Below are 17022 nucleotides of genomic sequence, written 5' to 3' on the forward strand. Positions count from 1 at the left end.
ATACAATTATGAAACATCAAAATTTACCTACAGAAGATTTGAAAAACTATGGAATTATTAATGATGATCTAACTTTTTCCAAAAAATTAAGTTCTGACGATATTAAGAAATTTCTTCAGGGTTATACAATTGTTGCAGATAATGAGAGAAACAGGGCAACCTTCCAACTTACTGATAATAACACCCAGCTGAAAGTCATATTTCTTGAGAGGGACAAGAACCTTACAGAAATTCTTGAACAAAGCAAAGAAAAATTCCAGTATACGGACATTAAAGATCTTTCAAAATCTCAACAAGATTGGGGTATCGAAAAGAAAGCCTTCATTTTTGATAAGCAAAATGGAAAAGTAGTTGAATTTGACTTTATTAAAAATGCTACTGAGCTTACCGCTATTATAGCCGATCAAAAGAATCTGCAGGAACTAAACCGCTACAAAGCTGAACTACAAAAGCTGAAAAATTATATCTATGACAAAATCGACCAATACCCGGAAATTGCTAAAGAAATCTCAAATGATATCACAATAGTTTCCAGGGAACTCGATGCCGTTGCGAGAATCTCCATCGAAGATGAAAGGTTTCGGAATGGTGATTCTAATATTTTGTTTGATGTGATCAATTCAGATCTATACGACCAGGCTAGCAGAATGAGCGAGGAATATGAAGGACAGGAAGAAGAGTTACAAAAGGCAAAACTTAGAGGAAGATAATTTTTTATATATCAACGATTATGAAAAGTCATGAAATTTTATATTCCGCTGGCAATAATGATGAATGTCACACTCCTAAATACGCAGTAATACCAATCCTTGGATATATACCGGAAAATGCTATTGTCTGGTGCCCCTTTGATACACAAAAAAGCGAATTTGTAGGAGAAATCAGCAAAACAAATAAAGTTGTGTTTTCGCATATCGACGATGGTAAGGATTTTTACAGGTACGAACCTGAAAGCTGGGATATCATCATATCAAATCCTCCTTTTACCAATAAAAGAAAAATTTTTGAAAGATGTCTGAATTTCAATAAGCCTTTTGCATTGTTAATGTCCAATACCTGGTTAAATGATGCCGCACCGAAACAACTTTTTATGCAAAAAGAGTTACAATTACTGATGTTCGATCAAAGAATCAAATTTAAATGTAATGGACTCGTCAATAATAAGATTACTTACAGCAGCAGTTATTATTGCTGGAATTTCCTGCCAAAGCAAATAGTTATGGAAAAAATTAATCGAACGATAAATAACTGTCACAAGAAATAATGAAACGCAATGGAAAGGAATTATCTTGGTTCGAAAGAATGATTAGTTCCAGAACCACAGCCTATAAAGATTTTATAAATGAACTGGAAAGCATATCATCTGAATTATTTTTTCGATATGACGAAAAAGAGAATTTGGTTGCTGCGTCCGGCCTTCCGGAGGGGTGGGTGTGGTATGATTATGACGATGGAAGCGGTTCTTTGAGAAGCCCGGATGGTCATTCCTATTACAGCTATGATCTGCAAACCCAGGAGTACCGATCACCTTATGGAAAAAATGAATGGAAAAATATGGGTGATTTTAAAAGTTTGGATGAATTTAAAAGCGATTCTGAAGAAGCCTTAAAAGAATCAGCGGCACAAAATAATCTTTATCCAAAACTATCTGAAGAAGAGATAAAGGGGCTACTAGATTACAGAATCTTGAAAAAAGAAAACGAATATAAACTGAAAGATTTAATGATTACAGCGAGCCAAAGAAAGGCTTTTGCGGAAGAAATGGAATTTGGAACAACTAACGGCGATTATTCACTGACAGCAAAGCAAATGGACACCATCCCTGATATCCTCGACGGTCATTCTTTAACACCAAGTGATAAATATGCATTGGCGTTTGGTTATTTGGAAAAACGCGAATATGGTGAGTTTTACACCGTCTTAAATAATGGTGAAATATTAAAAACTTATTTGGATGAAAATAATTTGCCCTCATATAAAACACTAACAAACAATGATATAAAGTTTAACAATCAAAATCCACAAATTATGGAAACAGAAAAAGAATTCGACAGGGTACAATACCTGAAAGACCAGATGAAATATCTTGGCTTCGGCGAAAGTGAACAACTTCACAGAGATTTAGAAAAGGGCCTTCAATCTACAGAGCAACATTTTGAAATTCAGACGGGTTCCGATAAAGCTTTACCCGGAAACAAAGCTGATTTTACGCTAAAATTCAACAAAACCGATAGCGGCGGCGTTTTTCTCAATTCATTCAATGCAAAACTGACTAATGAAAAAAATGAGGAACGTTCCCATAATTTTCCTGTCAGCAGGGATAACAGTTTTACCGCAAAAGAGGCCATCAATCTTCTGGAAGGACGCAGTGTAAAGATTGAATTCGATAATCCGAAAAGCGGGCAGCGGGAAAATGCCTTTGCGCAATTTGATTTCAATGAGCCTAAAACAGAAAAAGGAAACTATATGTTTCAAAACTTCTACAAAAATTACGGTGTCGACACGGATAAGATCGTTGAGAAAGCAAATTTGGTCTTCGATAAACCAGAATGGAAGGATAATGCTATAAAATCTTTGGAAAAAGGAAATATCGTTAAAGTAAAATTTAAACAGGACGATTCCATTATCGAAGGAAGAGCAGTTCTGGACCCACAGAACAGAAACCTTAAACTCTATGACAACGAGATGAACAGGCTGAACAGCAATAAACCATTGGAAGGGCTGGAACAGGATAACAAGCACGAAAAAAATAACGTGAAAGAACAGAGTATCAAACGATAAATTTTACCTGACTATTATTCCAAGGCGGTAGGTCTAACGATTTACCGCTTTTCTTAAAAACCAACATGATGAAATTAAAATTCACATTATTATCCTTTGCAATGACTTTCGGTTTAAGTTCCTGCAATAAGGAAATCAAATCCGAAAAAGGGGGGATCGATCTCGTTTCAAATGTATATTTCAACGCTTCTAAAGGATTGGAGCAGATGCAGAGTTTCCATATTTCTAAAATAAGCTATTCCGGAGATGAGTTGATCGAGATCATTCCCGACCGAAGCTTCCCGGAAATGAACAAGCAGCTTTACTATATGACCGATTCTCTTTGCTATCCATTGGGTTTCCAAAGGAAAACCTTCCTGCTTTCTGATATTGTTCTAAAACAAAAGCCACTATTGGTGTGGGCGAAGCGTGAAGGTGCCGTCTTTTCAAAGGAATTGATTCCCAATTACAGGAACAGAAAAAATCTTTCCGATACCGTTCTGTTTGGAAAACAATTCAAACGCTTCGAAATCAATTCGCCCTGGAACTATAACCGGTTTTATATCTTCCCCACAGATACTATTCTTCCTTATTCTCTATATAAACACGCTGAAACCGATTATCAAGGCAGACTGGAACGTATTGACTCCTACAATAAGAAAGATGACATTTTCGTTACCCTTCAATTGATTCCCAGAAAAAACTGGGATCAACTGGCTAAGGAATTATTTGAGTTTAATCATTTCGTAAAAAGCAGAAAAGATGAGTGACCCGTTATACAACGCAGATGACATCTCAATTATCGATGGGAATAAAATGGAATTGATTGTCTTTTCTAAAAAGGAGGATGTGGATTCATTTTTTGAACTTGTTAGGCAAAGCCAACAGAACAATAGCAGGACCATTGTTAGCTTAAATTCTGCTACTAACACAAAGAAATTCATCAATCGCTTTCAGTATTATAATGGCAAAATGTTTCTGTGTCTTGAAGGAAACAGAGCAGGCGATGCCATAACGCTTAAAATTATGATGGATCTTAAGGAAAAGAATATCAAAGACATCCGGCCAATGTACAAGATAGATAGGAACGGAAATAAAGATCTCAACCAATATCTTTAGAACAAACTAAATCATCTCAATAAAAATAGTAATTTAGACCAGCAAAAATATCCGGAAGATGAAGACACTACACCTGGACAAAATCGATTTTCCGACACTCAGTACTTGGGACCAGGATTTTCTGAACGAAGTTCTGGAGACCCTTTCCAGAGAAGCCAATCCAAACAACACAGAGATTACGATAGAGGACAAGCTATGGGCGGCAACGATGTTCGAAATGGACCTGAAGGAGCAGAACGGAGCAATTTGGGAACTGGAGAGCGAGGAAAAAGACCCTATGACAGAGCACAACCGCAAGATGATGAAAAGAATGAGGGAGGAAAACATTCCGTGGGCAGAATCTTACCCCGGGGAAATAGATCCGATCGGGGAAGAGCGGTTTCCGATGTAGAAAACCTTATCGAACAATATAAAGGTCACAAGCTGACCAACGAGCAAGTTGCAGAAGTCGTTTCAGCAGCTTGTTTTGTTTCAGGTGATAACAAGATAGTTCTTAAGGAAGATCTTAACATCTCAGATGATCTGAAAAACATCTGCGATCAGTTCAGGAGTGGCGGAATGGCAAAGGAAGGCAGAGGGATTTTAGATGAATACTATACCGATCCCAGAATTGTGGGTGCTGTCCGAAATCTTATCAAAGACCGATTTAAAGGCAATAATGATATTTCGGTTTTGGAACCCAGTGCAGGTACAGGTAATTTTCTGTCCGCCGCAAAAGAACTTGGAATAAAGTCTATTATAACGGCATTTGAGATCAATGATACGACTGCAAAAATTGCTAAGATCTTATATCCTGACGTCGAGGTCAATCTCCGCTCTTTTGAAACTGAGTTCATCGACGATAAAGGTATTAAAAAGAATTATTCTGAAAAATATGACCTTGTCATCGGAAACCCGCCTTACGGGGAGCATCGTGGTTTTTATAAAGGTTTGGGAGAAGAACCAAAATTATCAAAGTACGAAGATTATTTTGTCAAGCGTAGCCTGGATGTTTTGAAAGACGATGGAATCCTGGCGATGGTCCTTCCGTCCGGCTGGCTGAACCGGCAGAAAAATCTTGACAATGCTGTGCTTGCTGAAGCTTTCCGTTTGCCGGTCGGCTCTTTTGCCGGGACGAAAATCGGAACCGATATCATCATTCTGGAAAAAAGCAGCCGTAATATTTCAACGGACATCTCCAACTATTTTGAGATCAATCCTACGAAAATTCTTGGTGAAATAAAGGAAAAAACCAATCGTTTCGGACGTTTGGAAAAATATGTATACGGCAATTTAGATGAAGCCCTGCATAAGATCGAACAATTAAAAAACAGGAAAGAAACTGAAAGGATAGGAAATCTTTTTGAAGATTTGTCTCTTGAAATTGAAGAATCATTGGCCACAAATAAAACGTCATCGTTACAACCGAAAGCTTTGGCTAAAAACGAAAGGGATAAAATTGATGGGAAAGAAAGTAATGCGGTTAATTATAAGGAAGCACGGGAAAAAATTGAAACGGTGCTCATAATGCTGAAGGCCATTAAATTCAAATCACCTTCGGTTCTTAAAGAAATTAATAAATACAAAAAGCTTCAGGCCGAGATATCAGATAAACCGAAGAAATTTTCAAAAGACAGAATCGATGAAATTCTGGAAAAAGCAGAAAAGATTATCCTTACTCACAAAGGTAAAAATAGTGAGTACAGGCTTCTGGTCAAACCGGAGCTTAAAAAAGGAATTTTAAAATATCGGTTCTCCAAACCTGATGATATTGTCAACTCTTCGCTACAGAATAGTTCAGGTATTTTAGAACCGCAGATAGAAGCATTTCGGGATACGTCTTATAATGGCACCTTGAACAACTACGGGAAACATTACGAATTTGCCAATTTTATAGATGGAAGATGGGTACACGACTTTTATTATACGGAGGGAAATATATATGCCAAGCTGGAACAGCTCGAAATAGATTTTAAGGATAAATTTGCTGTCGGGGGAACTGAAGAACAATATAACAAGCAGCTGAATCTCCTTCTTAATGCGCTTCCCAAACCAAAAACTTTTGATGAAATTTTTATAAGTCCTAACCACGAGTTCGTTCATAAGTTCGCATTGGGGCAAGTGGAAAAAGAAAGGTACAACTATAACACAAAACTAAGCGAAGTCGTTCTAGTTGATTATAACCTGGCTGAAAAATTCAAAGATTTTGTGGGGACTTTATCGAGTGATGCCTTTCAGGGTTCTTCAGCCTGGGAGGTCCGACAGTTTGTGGATAATGAGACCGTGACGGGAAGTGATAAAGAAAGAAATGCCTTGGTTCGTGACAGGAGAAAGGCCGCTGCCAGTGATCTTTTTCAAAAATTTATCCGAGAAGAATTATCGGTTGAACTCCGGGAACGTTTTGTTAACGACTTTAACAGAAAGTACAACAATATCCATGTTCCGGATTATTCCAGGTTTCCGCTGTTCTCTAAAATTTATAGAAATTTCAAAGGACAGGAGTTAAGATTAACCGAGGTTCAGAAAGCGGGAATCGGAAGACTGACGACGAAAGGTGTCGGCTTGCTGGCGCACGAGGTCGGCTTCGGAAAAACCTTATCCGGAATCCTCTCAATGCACGAAGCAATGGAGCGGGGAAATTCCAAGAGGCCACTGGTTGTCGTTCCCAATGACAGTATCCTCAGGCAGTGGGTAGAAACCATCTTTGAAACCATTCCCGATGCTAAAGTCAATGTGCTGGGCAATTTGGGCAAAGATTATGACCTTTCAAAATTCGACAACAAGGATGGAGAAATTACCATTGTTACCTATGAAGGATTTAATAACATTGGTTTTTCTGAAAATATTACCCAGGATCTGGCCGCAAAGTTCTCTTACATCTCCGAAAGCGAACTGCGCAGCGTGAACTCCATCAGTGAAAGGGACTTCCAGAAAGATTTGGAAAAAACCAAAGAGTTGGAGGGTAAAATGAAGCGTGGTAAAATCTACGACTGGGAAGATTTCGGTTTTGACCATATGACCTTTGACGAAGTGCATAATGCCAATCATATTGTGGGTAAGGTCAGAATTGAAGACCGAAGATTTTCTTCAGATTTCAGAAGCCAGAATCAACAGACATCCAAGCTGGGAATCAATACCTGGATGGCGGCGCAGTACATTCAGAAAAAATATGACGGTAGAAATGTTACCCTGCTTTCCGCAACACCATTCACCAACAAACCGCTGGAATATTATTCCATATTGTCCCTGATCGCCAATAAACGGCTGGAAGAATCCGGCTATTTCAATGTCAATACATTCTTTGAGACTTTTATGGAAGCGGATACAGATATGGAAATTGATGCGAAAGGGGATGTGAAGTTCAAAGCCAATGTTCGTCGGTTCAAGAACAATTCTCTGTTTCAGCAGCTATTATCAGAATTTATTGACATCAAAGGCGAAGAGGATAATCCTCAACTCATCCGTCCTAATAAGATCAACAAAGAGTTCAAGATTGAGCAAAATGATCTGACGCGCGAGCAATATGATGTATTGACGGAAAACTTCAGCGAAACAGAGAAAGGGGCAATTCTCACCCATATTCTAAATGCAAGGTTAATTGCTATTTCTCCGTATTTGTCGCCTTATTACGACGGGGAGTTTCCATCCTTAGATGAATTTATTGAGAACTCCCCGAAGCTGAACGAGACGATGAACCTCATTAGGCAGAATAAAAAAGACATCCCGGAAGCAGGGCAGATTATTTATTCCGAATTAGCTGTTTCGGAATTTCCAAGGATCAAAGAATACCTTGTGACAAACATTGGTTACAATCCTAATGAAATTGGGATCATCACTGGTGCAACATCCAAGGCTCAAAGGATATCCATTCAAAACAACTTTAATTCCGGGGAAATTAAAATCATTATCGGCAGTGAAGCCATTCAGGAGGGAATGAACCTCCAGGAGAATACTACAGATTTGTACCTTCTTTCACTGCCATACAACTTTACAACATTGAGACAGGTGGAAGGTCGTGCCTGGCGGCAGGGAAATAAGCACGAAAACGTCAGGATAAACTTTATGCTCACCAATGACAGTATTGATGTATTTATGCTGCAAAAGTTACAATCGAAACAGGCGAGATACCTGGAAGCGATGAAGAAAGGAGCGGATGTACTGGACATATCCGATATCAGTACGCAGGAACTAAAGACCTCGATCATTACAAATCCGGAAACTAGGGCTAATATCGAAATCGAGTTGTTGAAAAAAAGAATTGAAAGTGAAAAAAATAAGCATTTGGCAGATTCTGCTTTTATATTGAGAAAATACGAGGGTTTCTTAAAGGTTCAGCAGGAGGTAGTTAAAGCACAGCAGAGCTATAAAAGAATTGAGGGTTATGCTAAAGAAGAAGGAGAGAATGCGGAGTACTGGTCAGGTCAGATTCCCAATTATCAAAAAACCATTGATGCGGCAAAGATATTGGTCTCTCAAGCAATAGAAGATTTGGCAATGAAAGGTGTTAATGTGAATGAAATCGAAAGACAGACACAGGATACAGAAGCGAAAATTGCTGAACTGGATAAAAGATTAGAACAACTTTCAGAAACCAAAATACAGCTGATTCTGCAATATAAGCAGGAGAAAGATGAACAAATGAAAACTTATAAAGCATTTAATATTATACAAGAGCGAGCAGATGAAAATAAATATTTATTCAGATCTATATTCACAACAGATTTTGTTGAAAAAAGTTTGACGTCTGGAATGAAATATCAAAATGAAACTAATGTACAAATCGAAATGAAAAGAAAAAGATAATATATCTTACCTTAACTGATTGGATCGCTTATAATTTTATATATTTGTAATACAATAATGATAATTATTGCTTGTAAAGATATTTAAATAATACAGTTATGTTACTTATGTCATTGTCTAAGACGCAAAAGATGATTGCTACTCACGTTCGTGACCGTAGGCTTCTGATGGAGCTTACTCAGGAAGGTCTTGCTGAACGTTCAGGTGTAGCACTTTCCACCCTTAGGAAGTTTGAGCAAAAAGGATTGATTTCTCTGGACTCTTTTCTAAAGATCTTGATGGTGGTTGGAGGATTGGAAGAATTGCTAGATGCTCTTAAGCCAGATAAGCCAGCTTTCAATTCAATAGATGATGTTTTAAAACAAGATGATAGTATAATTAAAAAAAGAGGTAGAAGAAAATGATTAAGCCTGTTGCAGAAATAAAAGTGGGGTTAGATTTTGGCTTGGCAGTCCAGCCTGTTGGACGTCTTGCAATACGTGATGGTGTCATCTACTTCCAATACGATGACAATTTTTTTGACGCAGGAATCGAAATATCTCCTTTCAGGCTGCCTCTGAAAAGGGGCGTTAGTGAATTGCCTCTGCATCCATTTGACGGATTGGCAGGAGTATTCAGCGACAGCTTGCCGGATGGCTGGGGAAGATTGCTGTTTGACAGAATGATCAGAACCTTTGGATTGATGCCTTCAGATGTTTCGTCACTGGACCGCCTTGCTCACGTAGGTATGCACGGAATGGGAGCATTAGTCTACGAGCCGGATAATAGTCCTGAAGTGCCGCAAGATAAAGTTGACCTGGACGTGCTGGCTGTACAAACTGAAAAAGTCCTGGAAGGAAGTTCGGAAGAGGTAATTACTGAGCTGTTAGCTTTAAATGGTTCATCAGCAGGTGCCAGGCCTAAAGCACTTATTGGCGTAGATAGCGAACGTAAAAATATTTTATACGGAGCCCAGAACTTAGACGAAACTTTTGAACATTGGTTGGTTAAGTTTTCCAATTCACAGGACGGTCCGGATTCCGGAGCTATTGAATATGTCTATGCACTGATGGCTGCAGAAGCGGGTATCGCAATGCCGGATGTGCATTTATTTCCTTCTCAAAATGGTGGGAGCGGTTATTTCGCAGTGAAGAGATTCGACAGGGACGGTAATAGGAGAATACATATGCATACCGTAAGCGGATTGTTGCATAGCAATTTCAGGTTACCTTCGCTTGATTACGAAGATTTACTGAATTTGACTGCGACCCTGACAAAAGATATTCGTGAAGTCGAAAAAATGTATCGATTGGCGGTTTTCAATGTTATGGCTCACAATAGGGATGACCATGCAAAGAACTTTAGCTTTTTAATGGACGAAACAGGTAACTGGAAACTTTCGCCTGCATACGATTTAACATTTTCGACAGGTCCTGGTGGACAGCAGAGTACAATGGTCCTAGGAGAGGGCAGAAATGTAAGCATAAAACATTTGGCAAAGTTAGGTCAGGAAGCTAAACTCCCACAGAGTCTAATCGATAATGTTATTGAACAGACTAAATATGCATTAAACCAATGGAAAGATTTGTCAAAAGAGTTCGATGTAGACAAGCGTAATGCAGAAGTAATCAATCGTATGATTACAAAGCTCTAGCTATTATCCGGTGAATAAAGATTGATTGGGTATTTTTTGGACTGGAGATGTTTAGCAGAAAGCTTTTCCAAATATCTGCTTTCGTTTTATATAATGTTTTACTGGCTAGACAATTTAAATGATAAGAACTATAAGATTTGCTCTTGTAGTTTATTCTATTTTAATCCTTTATTACAAATCAAAATTCGTTAGTAACCCATTGAGTGGTTAAATAGACTTTGATCAATTTATGATGCCATATTCTACCATATTTATTGCGATTTTAGCTGATAATATTTGATTATTAAAATAACAGTTATTGTAAAAAATATACTGAGTCAAAATGATCAATTAATCTATAAGTTAACGCGATAAGTATTCAGGGGCGATGCGTAGCAAAAGAAAACAAAAAGATTCTCAACTTAGAGATTTGAAGGAATTCGAGCTCGAACCGCTTATGAAGTTTAACGAAATGTCGGTAAGTGAGGCCGATAAAATATTGAAAAGATCAAACATCAATATGTCTGAAAAAGAAATTTCAGATGTGCTGGCTTTACTCCATACTCTAGTAAAGATGACCCTCAAAGAGCTCATCTCTGCTAAAAATTAATTTCGTATTTTAGTGAATATAATATTGATAATCAAATTGATCTCAATATTAGTCACCTTCTAACATACTAATGAAAACTTTATGCAAATCGCCGATTTATATATCCGAGTTTCAACGGATGAACAAGCTGATAAAGGTTATTCACAGCGCGATCAGGAAGAGCGCCTTCGCAAACATTGCAATAGTCAAAATATTCAAATCGATCGGGTAATTTTTGAGGATCATTCTGCAAAAACTTTCGACAGACCAGAGTGGCAGAAATATATGTTTAGCTTCAGAAGAGGCAAGCCTGCTAAAGAAGTTAGACTTCTTTTGTTTACGAAATGGGATAGGTTTAGCCGTAATACAAGCGAAGCTTACCAGATGATCTCTAAACTTACTAAGTTAAATATTTCTCCTCAGGCTATTGAGCAGCCTTTAGACTTGAGAGTTCCTGAAAATAAACTTTTATTGGCTATATATCTTTCAACTCCTGAAGTAGAAAATGATCGTCGTGCATTGAATGTTATTTATGGAATGCGCAGAGCCATTAAAGAAGGCAGAATGATGGGAACTGCGCCTTACGGATATATCAATAAGTGCACGGAAGATGGCAGAAAATATGTGGCAGTAAAAGAACCTGAGGCCTCTAACATCATCTGGGCCTTTAAGGAAGTAGCGAAAGGACATCTGCCAAGTGCAAAAGTTAGAGAGCTAATGAATAAAAGGGAGGGTAGGAAACTCACACGTAATTCTTTTCTTGAGGCTCTTCGCAATGTGGTTTATTGTGGTAATATTGTGCTAAAAGCCCATGGTGATGAAGAAGAGAGAGTTATTAAAGGCAAACATGAGCCTTTAATCTCAGAAGAGCTTTTTATGAAAGTTCAACATATACTCAGAAGGAAAAGCAATAAAGATATTTTTTTACCGGGAGGTAGGGTGATCAATGAAGATAGGTATCCTCTGCGCGGATTACTGCTATGCCCAAAATGTGGAAAAAATTTAACTGCAAGTAGTGCTAAAGGAAGGTCAAAGCATTATTACTATTACCATTGTACTTTAGCGTGTGGCTTCCGTCACAACTCTGAAATAGTTAATGAACTATTTGAGGCAGAACTTTCAAAATTTGAGTTTATTCCAGCATTTGCAAGTTTGTTAAAAACTATAATGATGAAAAATTTTTCAAGTGTTTCGGACGGCCTTGATGATGAGCGAAAAATACTGACCGAGCAAGTCACCAGAATTGAACAAAAGATAGCAAAAGCAAGAGATTTATATCTGGAAGATAAATTAGATGAAGAGGATTTTAGAGCAGTGAAGACAAAAAATAAGGATGAACTTGACCGACTCTTATTCAAACTCAATTCGATAAAGCAAACCAAGAAGGATAATAACGTAGAACTTAAGCTGGACGCGGCTTTGAAGGCTGTTACGAAAATTTCTGAGAGATATAAAAAAGCAGATTCAGTAGACAAAAGAGCTATAATTGGTTTGATATATCCTGAAAAGTTAACCTTTGACGGAGAGAATTTTCAAACCGCAAAAATCAATACTTTTGTACATACTATCTTTCTGATAAAGAAGGAATTAGGAAATAAAAAAAACCGACAAAGAAGTGAAAAATCTTCAAATGTCGGTTTTGTGACCTCGACAGGATTCAAACCTGTAACCTTCTGAGCCGTAATCAGATGCGCTATTCAGTTGCGCCACGAGGCCTTTTGTTATCTTGTTGTTTAACGGTTGCAAATATACCACTTTTTTCCGTTCTTTGAAACATGAAACAGAAAATTTTACTTTTATTTACGGTCTTCTCGCTAATTGCCTGTAAAAGAGAATCAAAAATTTCGTCCTCAGATTGGACAAATATCTCAAACCGCACCCAATTTAAGGAACATGATGGTGTCCTGGAGCTAAAATCGGGGAATTTTACTTATAATTTTAAGCAAAATCAGACTCCTTTCAAGAAAATAATCCTGCTGAATGCAAGTATGACCGGATATATTTCGGAGCTTGGAGCGGAAAATGTAATCATAGGAGTTTCCAGTCCGGAGTATATTTATTCAGAAAAAATTCAGAATCTGATTAAAGAAGGAAAAATTCAGAATGTAGGAAGCGAACAAAAGTATGATGTGGAAAAGATCATCTCTATGAAACCGGATGCTATTTTTACCAATCATATTGCCAGTTTTGATAATACTTATGAGCTTTTAAAGAATAACGGTATCCAGGTAATATTTCTGGATGAATATATGGAACAGAAACCTTTGGAAAAAACGGCTTACATCAAGATTTTCGGAGAGTTTTTAGGAAAAGAAAAAGAAGCAGCAACCAAATATCAGGAAGTGGAGAAAAACTATAACGATCTGAAGCAGCTTGCATCAAAAGCAAAAGAAAAACCTGTTGTACTTGCCAATGAGATGTATGGAGACGTTTGGTATCTTCCGGGAGGAAATACTTCCGTGGCTCATTATATTTCAGATGCCCATGCGAATTATATCATGAAGGATAATAAAGACGAAAAAGCATTGACAATGAGTTTTGAGGAAGTATATGCCAAAGCCGGTGGTGTTCAGTACTGGGTAAATGCAGGAAGCCATGCTTCGAAAAAAGAAATGCTTGGCATGAATCCTTTCTATGGGAAACTGGATGTATTCAATAAAGGGAAAATATATACCATTGCCGGAAAAGAAAAACTGAAAGCCAATGATTTTTTTGAAAGCGGTGTGATAAGGGCAGATCTGATCCTTAAAGATTATATTAAGATCTTCCATCCGGAACTTTTACCGGATTATCAGCTTACTTATATGAAAGAATTGCAGTAACTCGTACTATTTGCTTATTTTTGCCTTTCCTTTTTATCAAGTTATGTGGAAAAAAATTAAACAGCTTATCTTCATCATTCTTGTTCTGAATGTAGTTTTTATCATCTGGGGTAGATTTTTTAATCCTCCCATCACTCTTACCCAGATTGGAGGACTTTTTGAATATGGAAAACTGCACAGGGATTACATTTCCTATGACGAAATGGGAAACAATGTGAAAAAAGCCGTAATTGCCTCAGAAGATCAGAAATTTTTTGTTCATGACGGTTTCGATTATACAGCCATTGAAAAGGCGATGAAATATAATGAGAAAGGCAAAAAAATAAGAGGTGGAAGCACCATTTCCCAGCAGACGGCAAAGAATGTATTTCTCTGGCAGGGCAGAAGCTGGGTAAGAAAAGGACTGGAAGCGGTGTATACTTTCATCATCGAAAAAGTATGGACAAAAGATATTATCCTTGAAAGATACCTGAATTCCATAGAAATGGGGCAGGGAGTATTTGGAGTGGAAGCTGCGGCACAATATTATTTTGGCAAATCATCCAAAGATTTAAGTGTCTCAGATGCAGCGTGGATTGCTGCTGTATTGCCTAATCCAAAGAAGTATGATCCTAAAAATCCATCCCCATATCTGAGAAAGAAACATAATTGGATTATGAGACAGATGAGGAATGTGAGTTTGAAATAGTATCTTTGTACTAATGAAATTCTTTAATTCCAGCACAAATTTTGAGTCAGTTCTTAAAAAATATTTTTCTTTTAAGAACGAAACTCTTTCTTTAGAACCCTTTGCAGAGTTTCTGGAGACCATAAAAGAGGCGGACTTTACAGATGTGCTTAATTTCTTCAGAAGCAATCCTGATTTTGCTCAGAACTTTAAATATTACATTCATAATATTTTTAGAGGAAGACCTTTCAACCTTTCCCTTACAGAAGCGAATATTCTTTCAGAAAATGCCTTTTTACCTGAGCTTAAAAAAAGAATACTGAACAAGGTTCTGCCACCCGTTGAAAACGAAAATACGGTTTGGTACATGATCGATAATGTCAGTATGTGGCCGAAAAAAGATTTGAAATATCTCCATAATCTTCCTGAAAACGAGATCAATGAATTTTTACATTTATTGGGAGCATCGGATTTTATTATCCGTCCTAATGTGAAAAAAGAACTTATATTCTCTATGAACATCCTTTCCTGGAGGGTAACCGGAATGGCGATGGAAGTGGAAGTAGTGAGAATGGCACCTCAATACAGAAATTTAGACAATCCCTTTCTGGCTCTACAGAATGAGCTGGAGACATTGGCAGATGATCTTGTAAAAGATCCGGAAGTACAGCTGCATTCAAAAGACAGCAGATATAAGCAGATAAAAATCTACGCAGAACAATGCCAGGAGTTTGTGAATATTTCTTTTAAAAATTCCGCTAAATATGGTATTTCAGGAAAGATTAATCAATCCCTGTTAAAAATCCGTCAGCAGACAGAAAGAATTTATGAGATCGTACAATTACTGGTAATTGATTCCGAAGAAGATGTTCAGATCAAATCAAAACAGCTGATCTTTAATATCCTGAGCTATAAATCCCATAAAAATAACATTTCAGATCTTATCAACGACAGTACAAGGCTGATCTCCCATCTTATTACCAACCATACTGCAGAAGCCGGAACTCACTATATAACTTCTAACCGGAAAGAGTATATGACCATGTTCTACAAGGCAAGCGGCGGTGGAATAATTGTAGGAGCGCTCTGTGTTCTGAAAATGCTGTATGGATATATTCCCGGAAGTGATTTTTCACACGCTTTCCTATACTCCATGAACTATGCAATGGGATTCGTGATGATCTATCTGATGGGTTTTACCCTTGCTACAAAACAGCCGGCCATGACTGCCGCTACGATGACAAAAGTATTATCCGAAGAGGGGAATGCCCAAAGAAATAATACAGAATTTGCCCATTTGGTATCTAAATTATTCAGAAGTCAGTTCATTGCCTTTGTAGGGAATGTGTTGCTTGCTTTTCCGGTAGCGCTTGCCATTATTTATGGACTGGATGTCTTTTTCTCACAAAATCTTGCCGTTGAACGTTCTGATAAATTGTTAAAAGACCTCGATCCTTTTAAATCAAAAGCTATCCTGCACGCAAGTATTGCCGGATTCTATCTCTTTATTTCCGGAATTATTTCGGGAAATATCGGGAACAACTCGGTATTTTATCAGATCCCGGAAAGAATTGCCAAAAACCTTTCAATCAGAAGCTTTTTCGGAAAGAAATTCGCAAAAGGACTTTCAAAATATTATGCTAAAAACTGGCCGGGAATTATTTCCAATTTCTGGTTTGGAGTTTTCCTTGGAGCAACTGCACCTGTCGGAATGTTTTTCGGGCTGGATCTGGATATCAGACACATTACCTTTGCCGCCGGAAACTTTGCATTAGGACTGTACGGAAAAGATTTTTCAGTAGATTCCTATACATTCTGGATATCCTTTTTTACCGTCTTTTTAATCGGATTCTTCAACTTCCTGGTAAGTTTTAGTTTATCCATGTTTTTGGCCTTCAGGTCAAGAAAAATGAACTTTGGGCAGGTAAGTGAAATCTATAAAGAGATTTTCAGATACTTTACGAAACATCCGCTGAAATTCTTCCTGCCGCTTAGCTCAGGTCTGGACAAGAAAGCAGACGATTTGATGAGCAGTACCATTTCTAATAAATCAGAAGAACATTAATATCATAAAAAATGCTACCCCAGGGTAGCATTTTTCTATTGTTATAGCTATTAAAGACAAATAGGAAGTAATGGGCATTTTGTCGGCAATGTTGTCCAATAAGCACATTCGTTTTCATTAGCGCAGCTTACAGCACAGCAGATCTGTCCAACGCCTCCTCCCTGTATTGTTTTTAAAGTTTTTCTTGTCAGTTTTTTTGATGCAATTGATTTTTTCATGAGATTAATTTTTTTTGTATGATAAATATATCAATAATATTGAATGATAATGTAAAACGATATCAAAAAAACTATAAAATCTGTAAATCTTTAAATTTATCTGCCCCAAATTTGTCCTGGAACTTTTTAAGATAAAAGCTTTTACGCATCGTAAAATCATGTTTCAGTAAAGGAGAATCAATTTTAATGATAATACATTCTTTTTCTATATTGACACTTCTGATTTCATTGAAAAGACTTTCATCAAGATACTCTTCAAGGAAGTCCTTGATGTCAAAAGCAACAAGTTTATGTTCAAAACCATAAATCCTGGCAAAAGATTTTACCAGTTCGGAGGATTGATATTCACGTTTTTTCTTCTTCATAGTTGGGGCTCGGGATTGCGTGA

The 17022-nt window shown here is 37.4% G+C and carries 16 protein-coding genes and 1 tRNA gene; 14 read left to right on the forward strand and 3 right to left on the reverse strand.

Translation table 11 applies throughout. The annotated features are described in order from the left end of the window. The first annotated feature begins 8 nt into the window (after positions 1 to 8). The 11 genes from AC59HC_RS06190 (at position 9) to AC59HC_RS06240 (ending at position 12539) form a co-directional block, all read left to right on the forward strand. The gene (locus tag AC59HC_RS06190; RefSeq protein ID WP_496558245.1) at positions 9 to 710 is read left to right on the forward strand and encodes a hypothetical protein; all 702 of its coding nucleotides are present in this window, start codon (positions 9 to 11) and stop codon (positions 708 to 710) included. A 20-nt stretch (positions 711 to 730) separates the two neighbouring features. Next, a complete protein-coding gene (locus AC59HC_RS06195) occupies positions 731 to 1264 on the forward strand; it encodes a tRNA (adenine-N(6)-)-methyltransferase (protein WP_343658783.1) in 534 nt (177 codons plus the stop codon). Continuing rightward, the gene (locus AC59HC_RS06200; protein ID WP_496558246.1) at positions 1264 to 2781 is read left to right on the forward strand and encodes a hypothetical protein; all 1518 of its coding nucleotides are present in this window, start codon (positions 1264 to 1266) and stop codon (positions 2779 to 2781) included. The genes AC59HC_RS06195 and AC59HC_RS06200 overlap by 1 nt, the downstream gene beginning before the upstream one ends. Before the next feature lie 65 nt (positions 2782 to 2846). Next, on the forward strand, positions 2847 to 3530 hold the full coding sequence (locus AC59HC_RS06205) for a hypothetical protein (protein WP_496558247.1): 684 nt from the start codon (positions 2847 to 2849) through the stop codon (positions 3528 to 3530). Then, complete coding sequence (locus AC59HC_RS06210; protein WP_496558248.1) at positions 3523 to 3879, forward strand: toprim domain-containing protein; 357 nt, start codon at positions 3523 to 3525, stop codon at positions 3877 to 3879. The genes AC59HC_RS06205 and AC59HC_RS06210 overlap by 8 nt, the downstream gene beginning before the upstream one ends. Positions 3880 to 3937: 58 nt before the next feature. Beyond that, positions 3938 to 4270: a hypothetical protein gene (locus AC59HC_RS06215; RefSeq protein WP_496558249.1), complete on the forward strand. Its 333-nt coding sequence runs from the start codon at positions 3938 to 3940 to the stop codon at positions 4268 to 4270. Then, complete coding sequence (locus tag AC59HC_RS06220) at positions 4210 to 8661, forward strand: helicase-like domain-containing protein (protein WP_496558250.1); 4452 nt, start codon at positions 4210 to 4212, stop codon at positions 8659 to 8661. Before AC59HC_RS06215 ends, AC59HC_RS06220 begins: the two co-directional genes overlap by 61 nt. 131 nt (positions 8662 to 8792) lie before the next feature. Beyond that, a complete protein-coding gene (locus AC59HC_RS06225; RefSeq protein WP_419486640.1) occupies positions 8793 to 9065 on the forward strand; it encodes a helix-turn-helix domain-containing protein in 273 nt (90 codons plus the stop codon). Further along, complete coding sequence (locus tag AC59HC_RS06230; RefSeq protein ID WP_496558251.1) at positions 9062 to 10294, forward strand: type II toxin-antitoxin system HipA family toxin; 1233 nt, start codon at positions 9062 to 9064, stop codon at positions 10292 to 10294. The genes AC59HC_RS06225 and AC59HC_RS06230 overlap by 4 nt, the downstream gene beginning before the upstream one ends. 436 nt (positions 10295 to 10730) lie before the next feature. Then, on the forward strand, positions 10731 to 10883 hold the full coding sequence (locus AC59HC_RS06235) for a hypothetical protein (protein ID WP_172617134.1): 153 nt from the start codon (positions 10731 to 10733) through the stop codon (positions 10881 to 10883). An 81-nt stretch (positions 10884 to 10964) separates the two neighbouring features. Then, on the forward strand, positions 10965 to 12539 hold the full coding sequence (locus AC59HC_RS06240) for a recombinase family protein (RefSeq protein ID WP_496558252.1): 1575 nt from the start codon (positions 10965 to 10967) through the stop codon (positions 12537 to 12539). Here the strand turns inward: AC59HC_RS06240 and AC59HC_RS06245 are convergent. Continuing rightward, positions 12505 to 12578: transfer RNA gene (locus AC59HC_RS06245), tRNA-Arg, on the reverse strand. The two genes, AC59HC_RS06240 and AC59HC_RS06245, sit on opposite strands and share 35 nt — an antisense overlap. Positions 12579 to 12637: 59 nt before the next feature. On the opposite strand from AC59HC_RS06245, the gene AC59HC_RS06250 reads away from it, so the two are divergent. The 3 genes from AC59HC_RS06250 to AC59HC_RS06260 are packed head-to-tail and all read left to right on the forward strand — an operon-like array spanning position 12638 to position 16416. Then, positions 12638 to 13684, forward strand: coding sequence for an ABC transporter substrate-binding protein (locus AC59HC_RS06250; protein ID WP_496558253.1), 1047 nt, complete (start codon positions 12638 to 12640; stop codon positions 13682 to 13684). 43 nt (positions 13685 to 13727) lie between these two features. Next, positions 13728 to 14372: a monofunctional biosynthetic peptidoglycan transglycosylase gene (gene mtgA, locus AC59HC_RS06255; RefSeq protein ID WP_110010517.1), complete on the forward strand. Its 645-nt coding sequence runs from the start codon at positions 13728 to 13730 to the stop codon at positions 14370 to 14372. A gap of 13 nt (positions 14373 to 14385) precedes the next feature. Beyond that, entirely contained in the window at positions 14386 to 16416 is a 2031-nt protein-coding gene (locus AC59HC_RS06260; protein ID WP_496558254.1) for a transporter-like protein, read from the forward strand. 50 nt (positions 16417 to 16466) lie between these two features. On the opposite strand, the gene AC59HC_RS06265 is transcribed toward AC59HC_RS06260, so the two are convergent. Further along, the gene (locus AC59HC_RS06265) at positions 16467 to 16634 is read right to left on the reverse strand and encodes a hypothetical protein (RefSeq protein ID WP_157885754.1); all 168 of its coding nucleotides are present in this window, start codon (positions 16632 to 16634) and stop codon (positions 16467 to 16469) included. A 71-nt stretch (positions 16635 to 16705) separates the two neighbouring features. Next, positions 16706 to 16999 carry a hypothetical protein gene (locus AC59HC_RS06270; RefSeq protein ID WP_202839365.1) on the reverse strand — a complete coding sequence of 98 codons (294 nt, stop codon included), beginning with the start codon at positions 16997 to 16999 and terminating at the stop codon, positions 16706 to 16708. Between the last annotated feature and the right edge of the window lie 23 nt (positions 17000 to 17022).

It is taken from the genome of Chryseobacterium sp. DZ-32 (assembly GCF_059587025.1).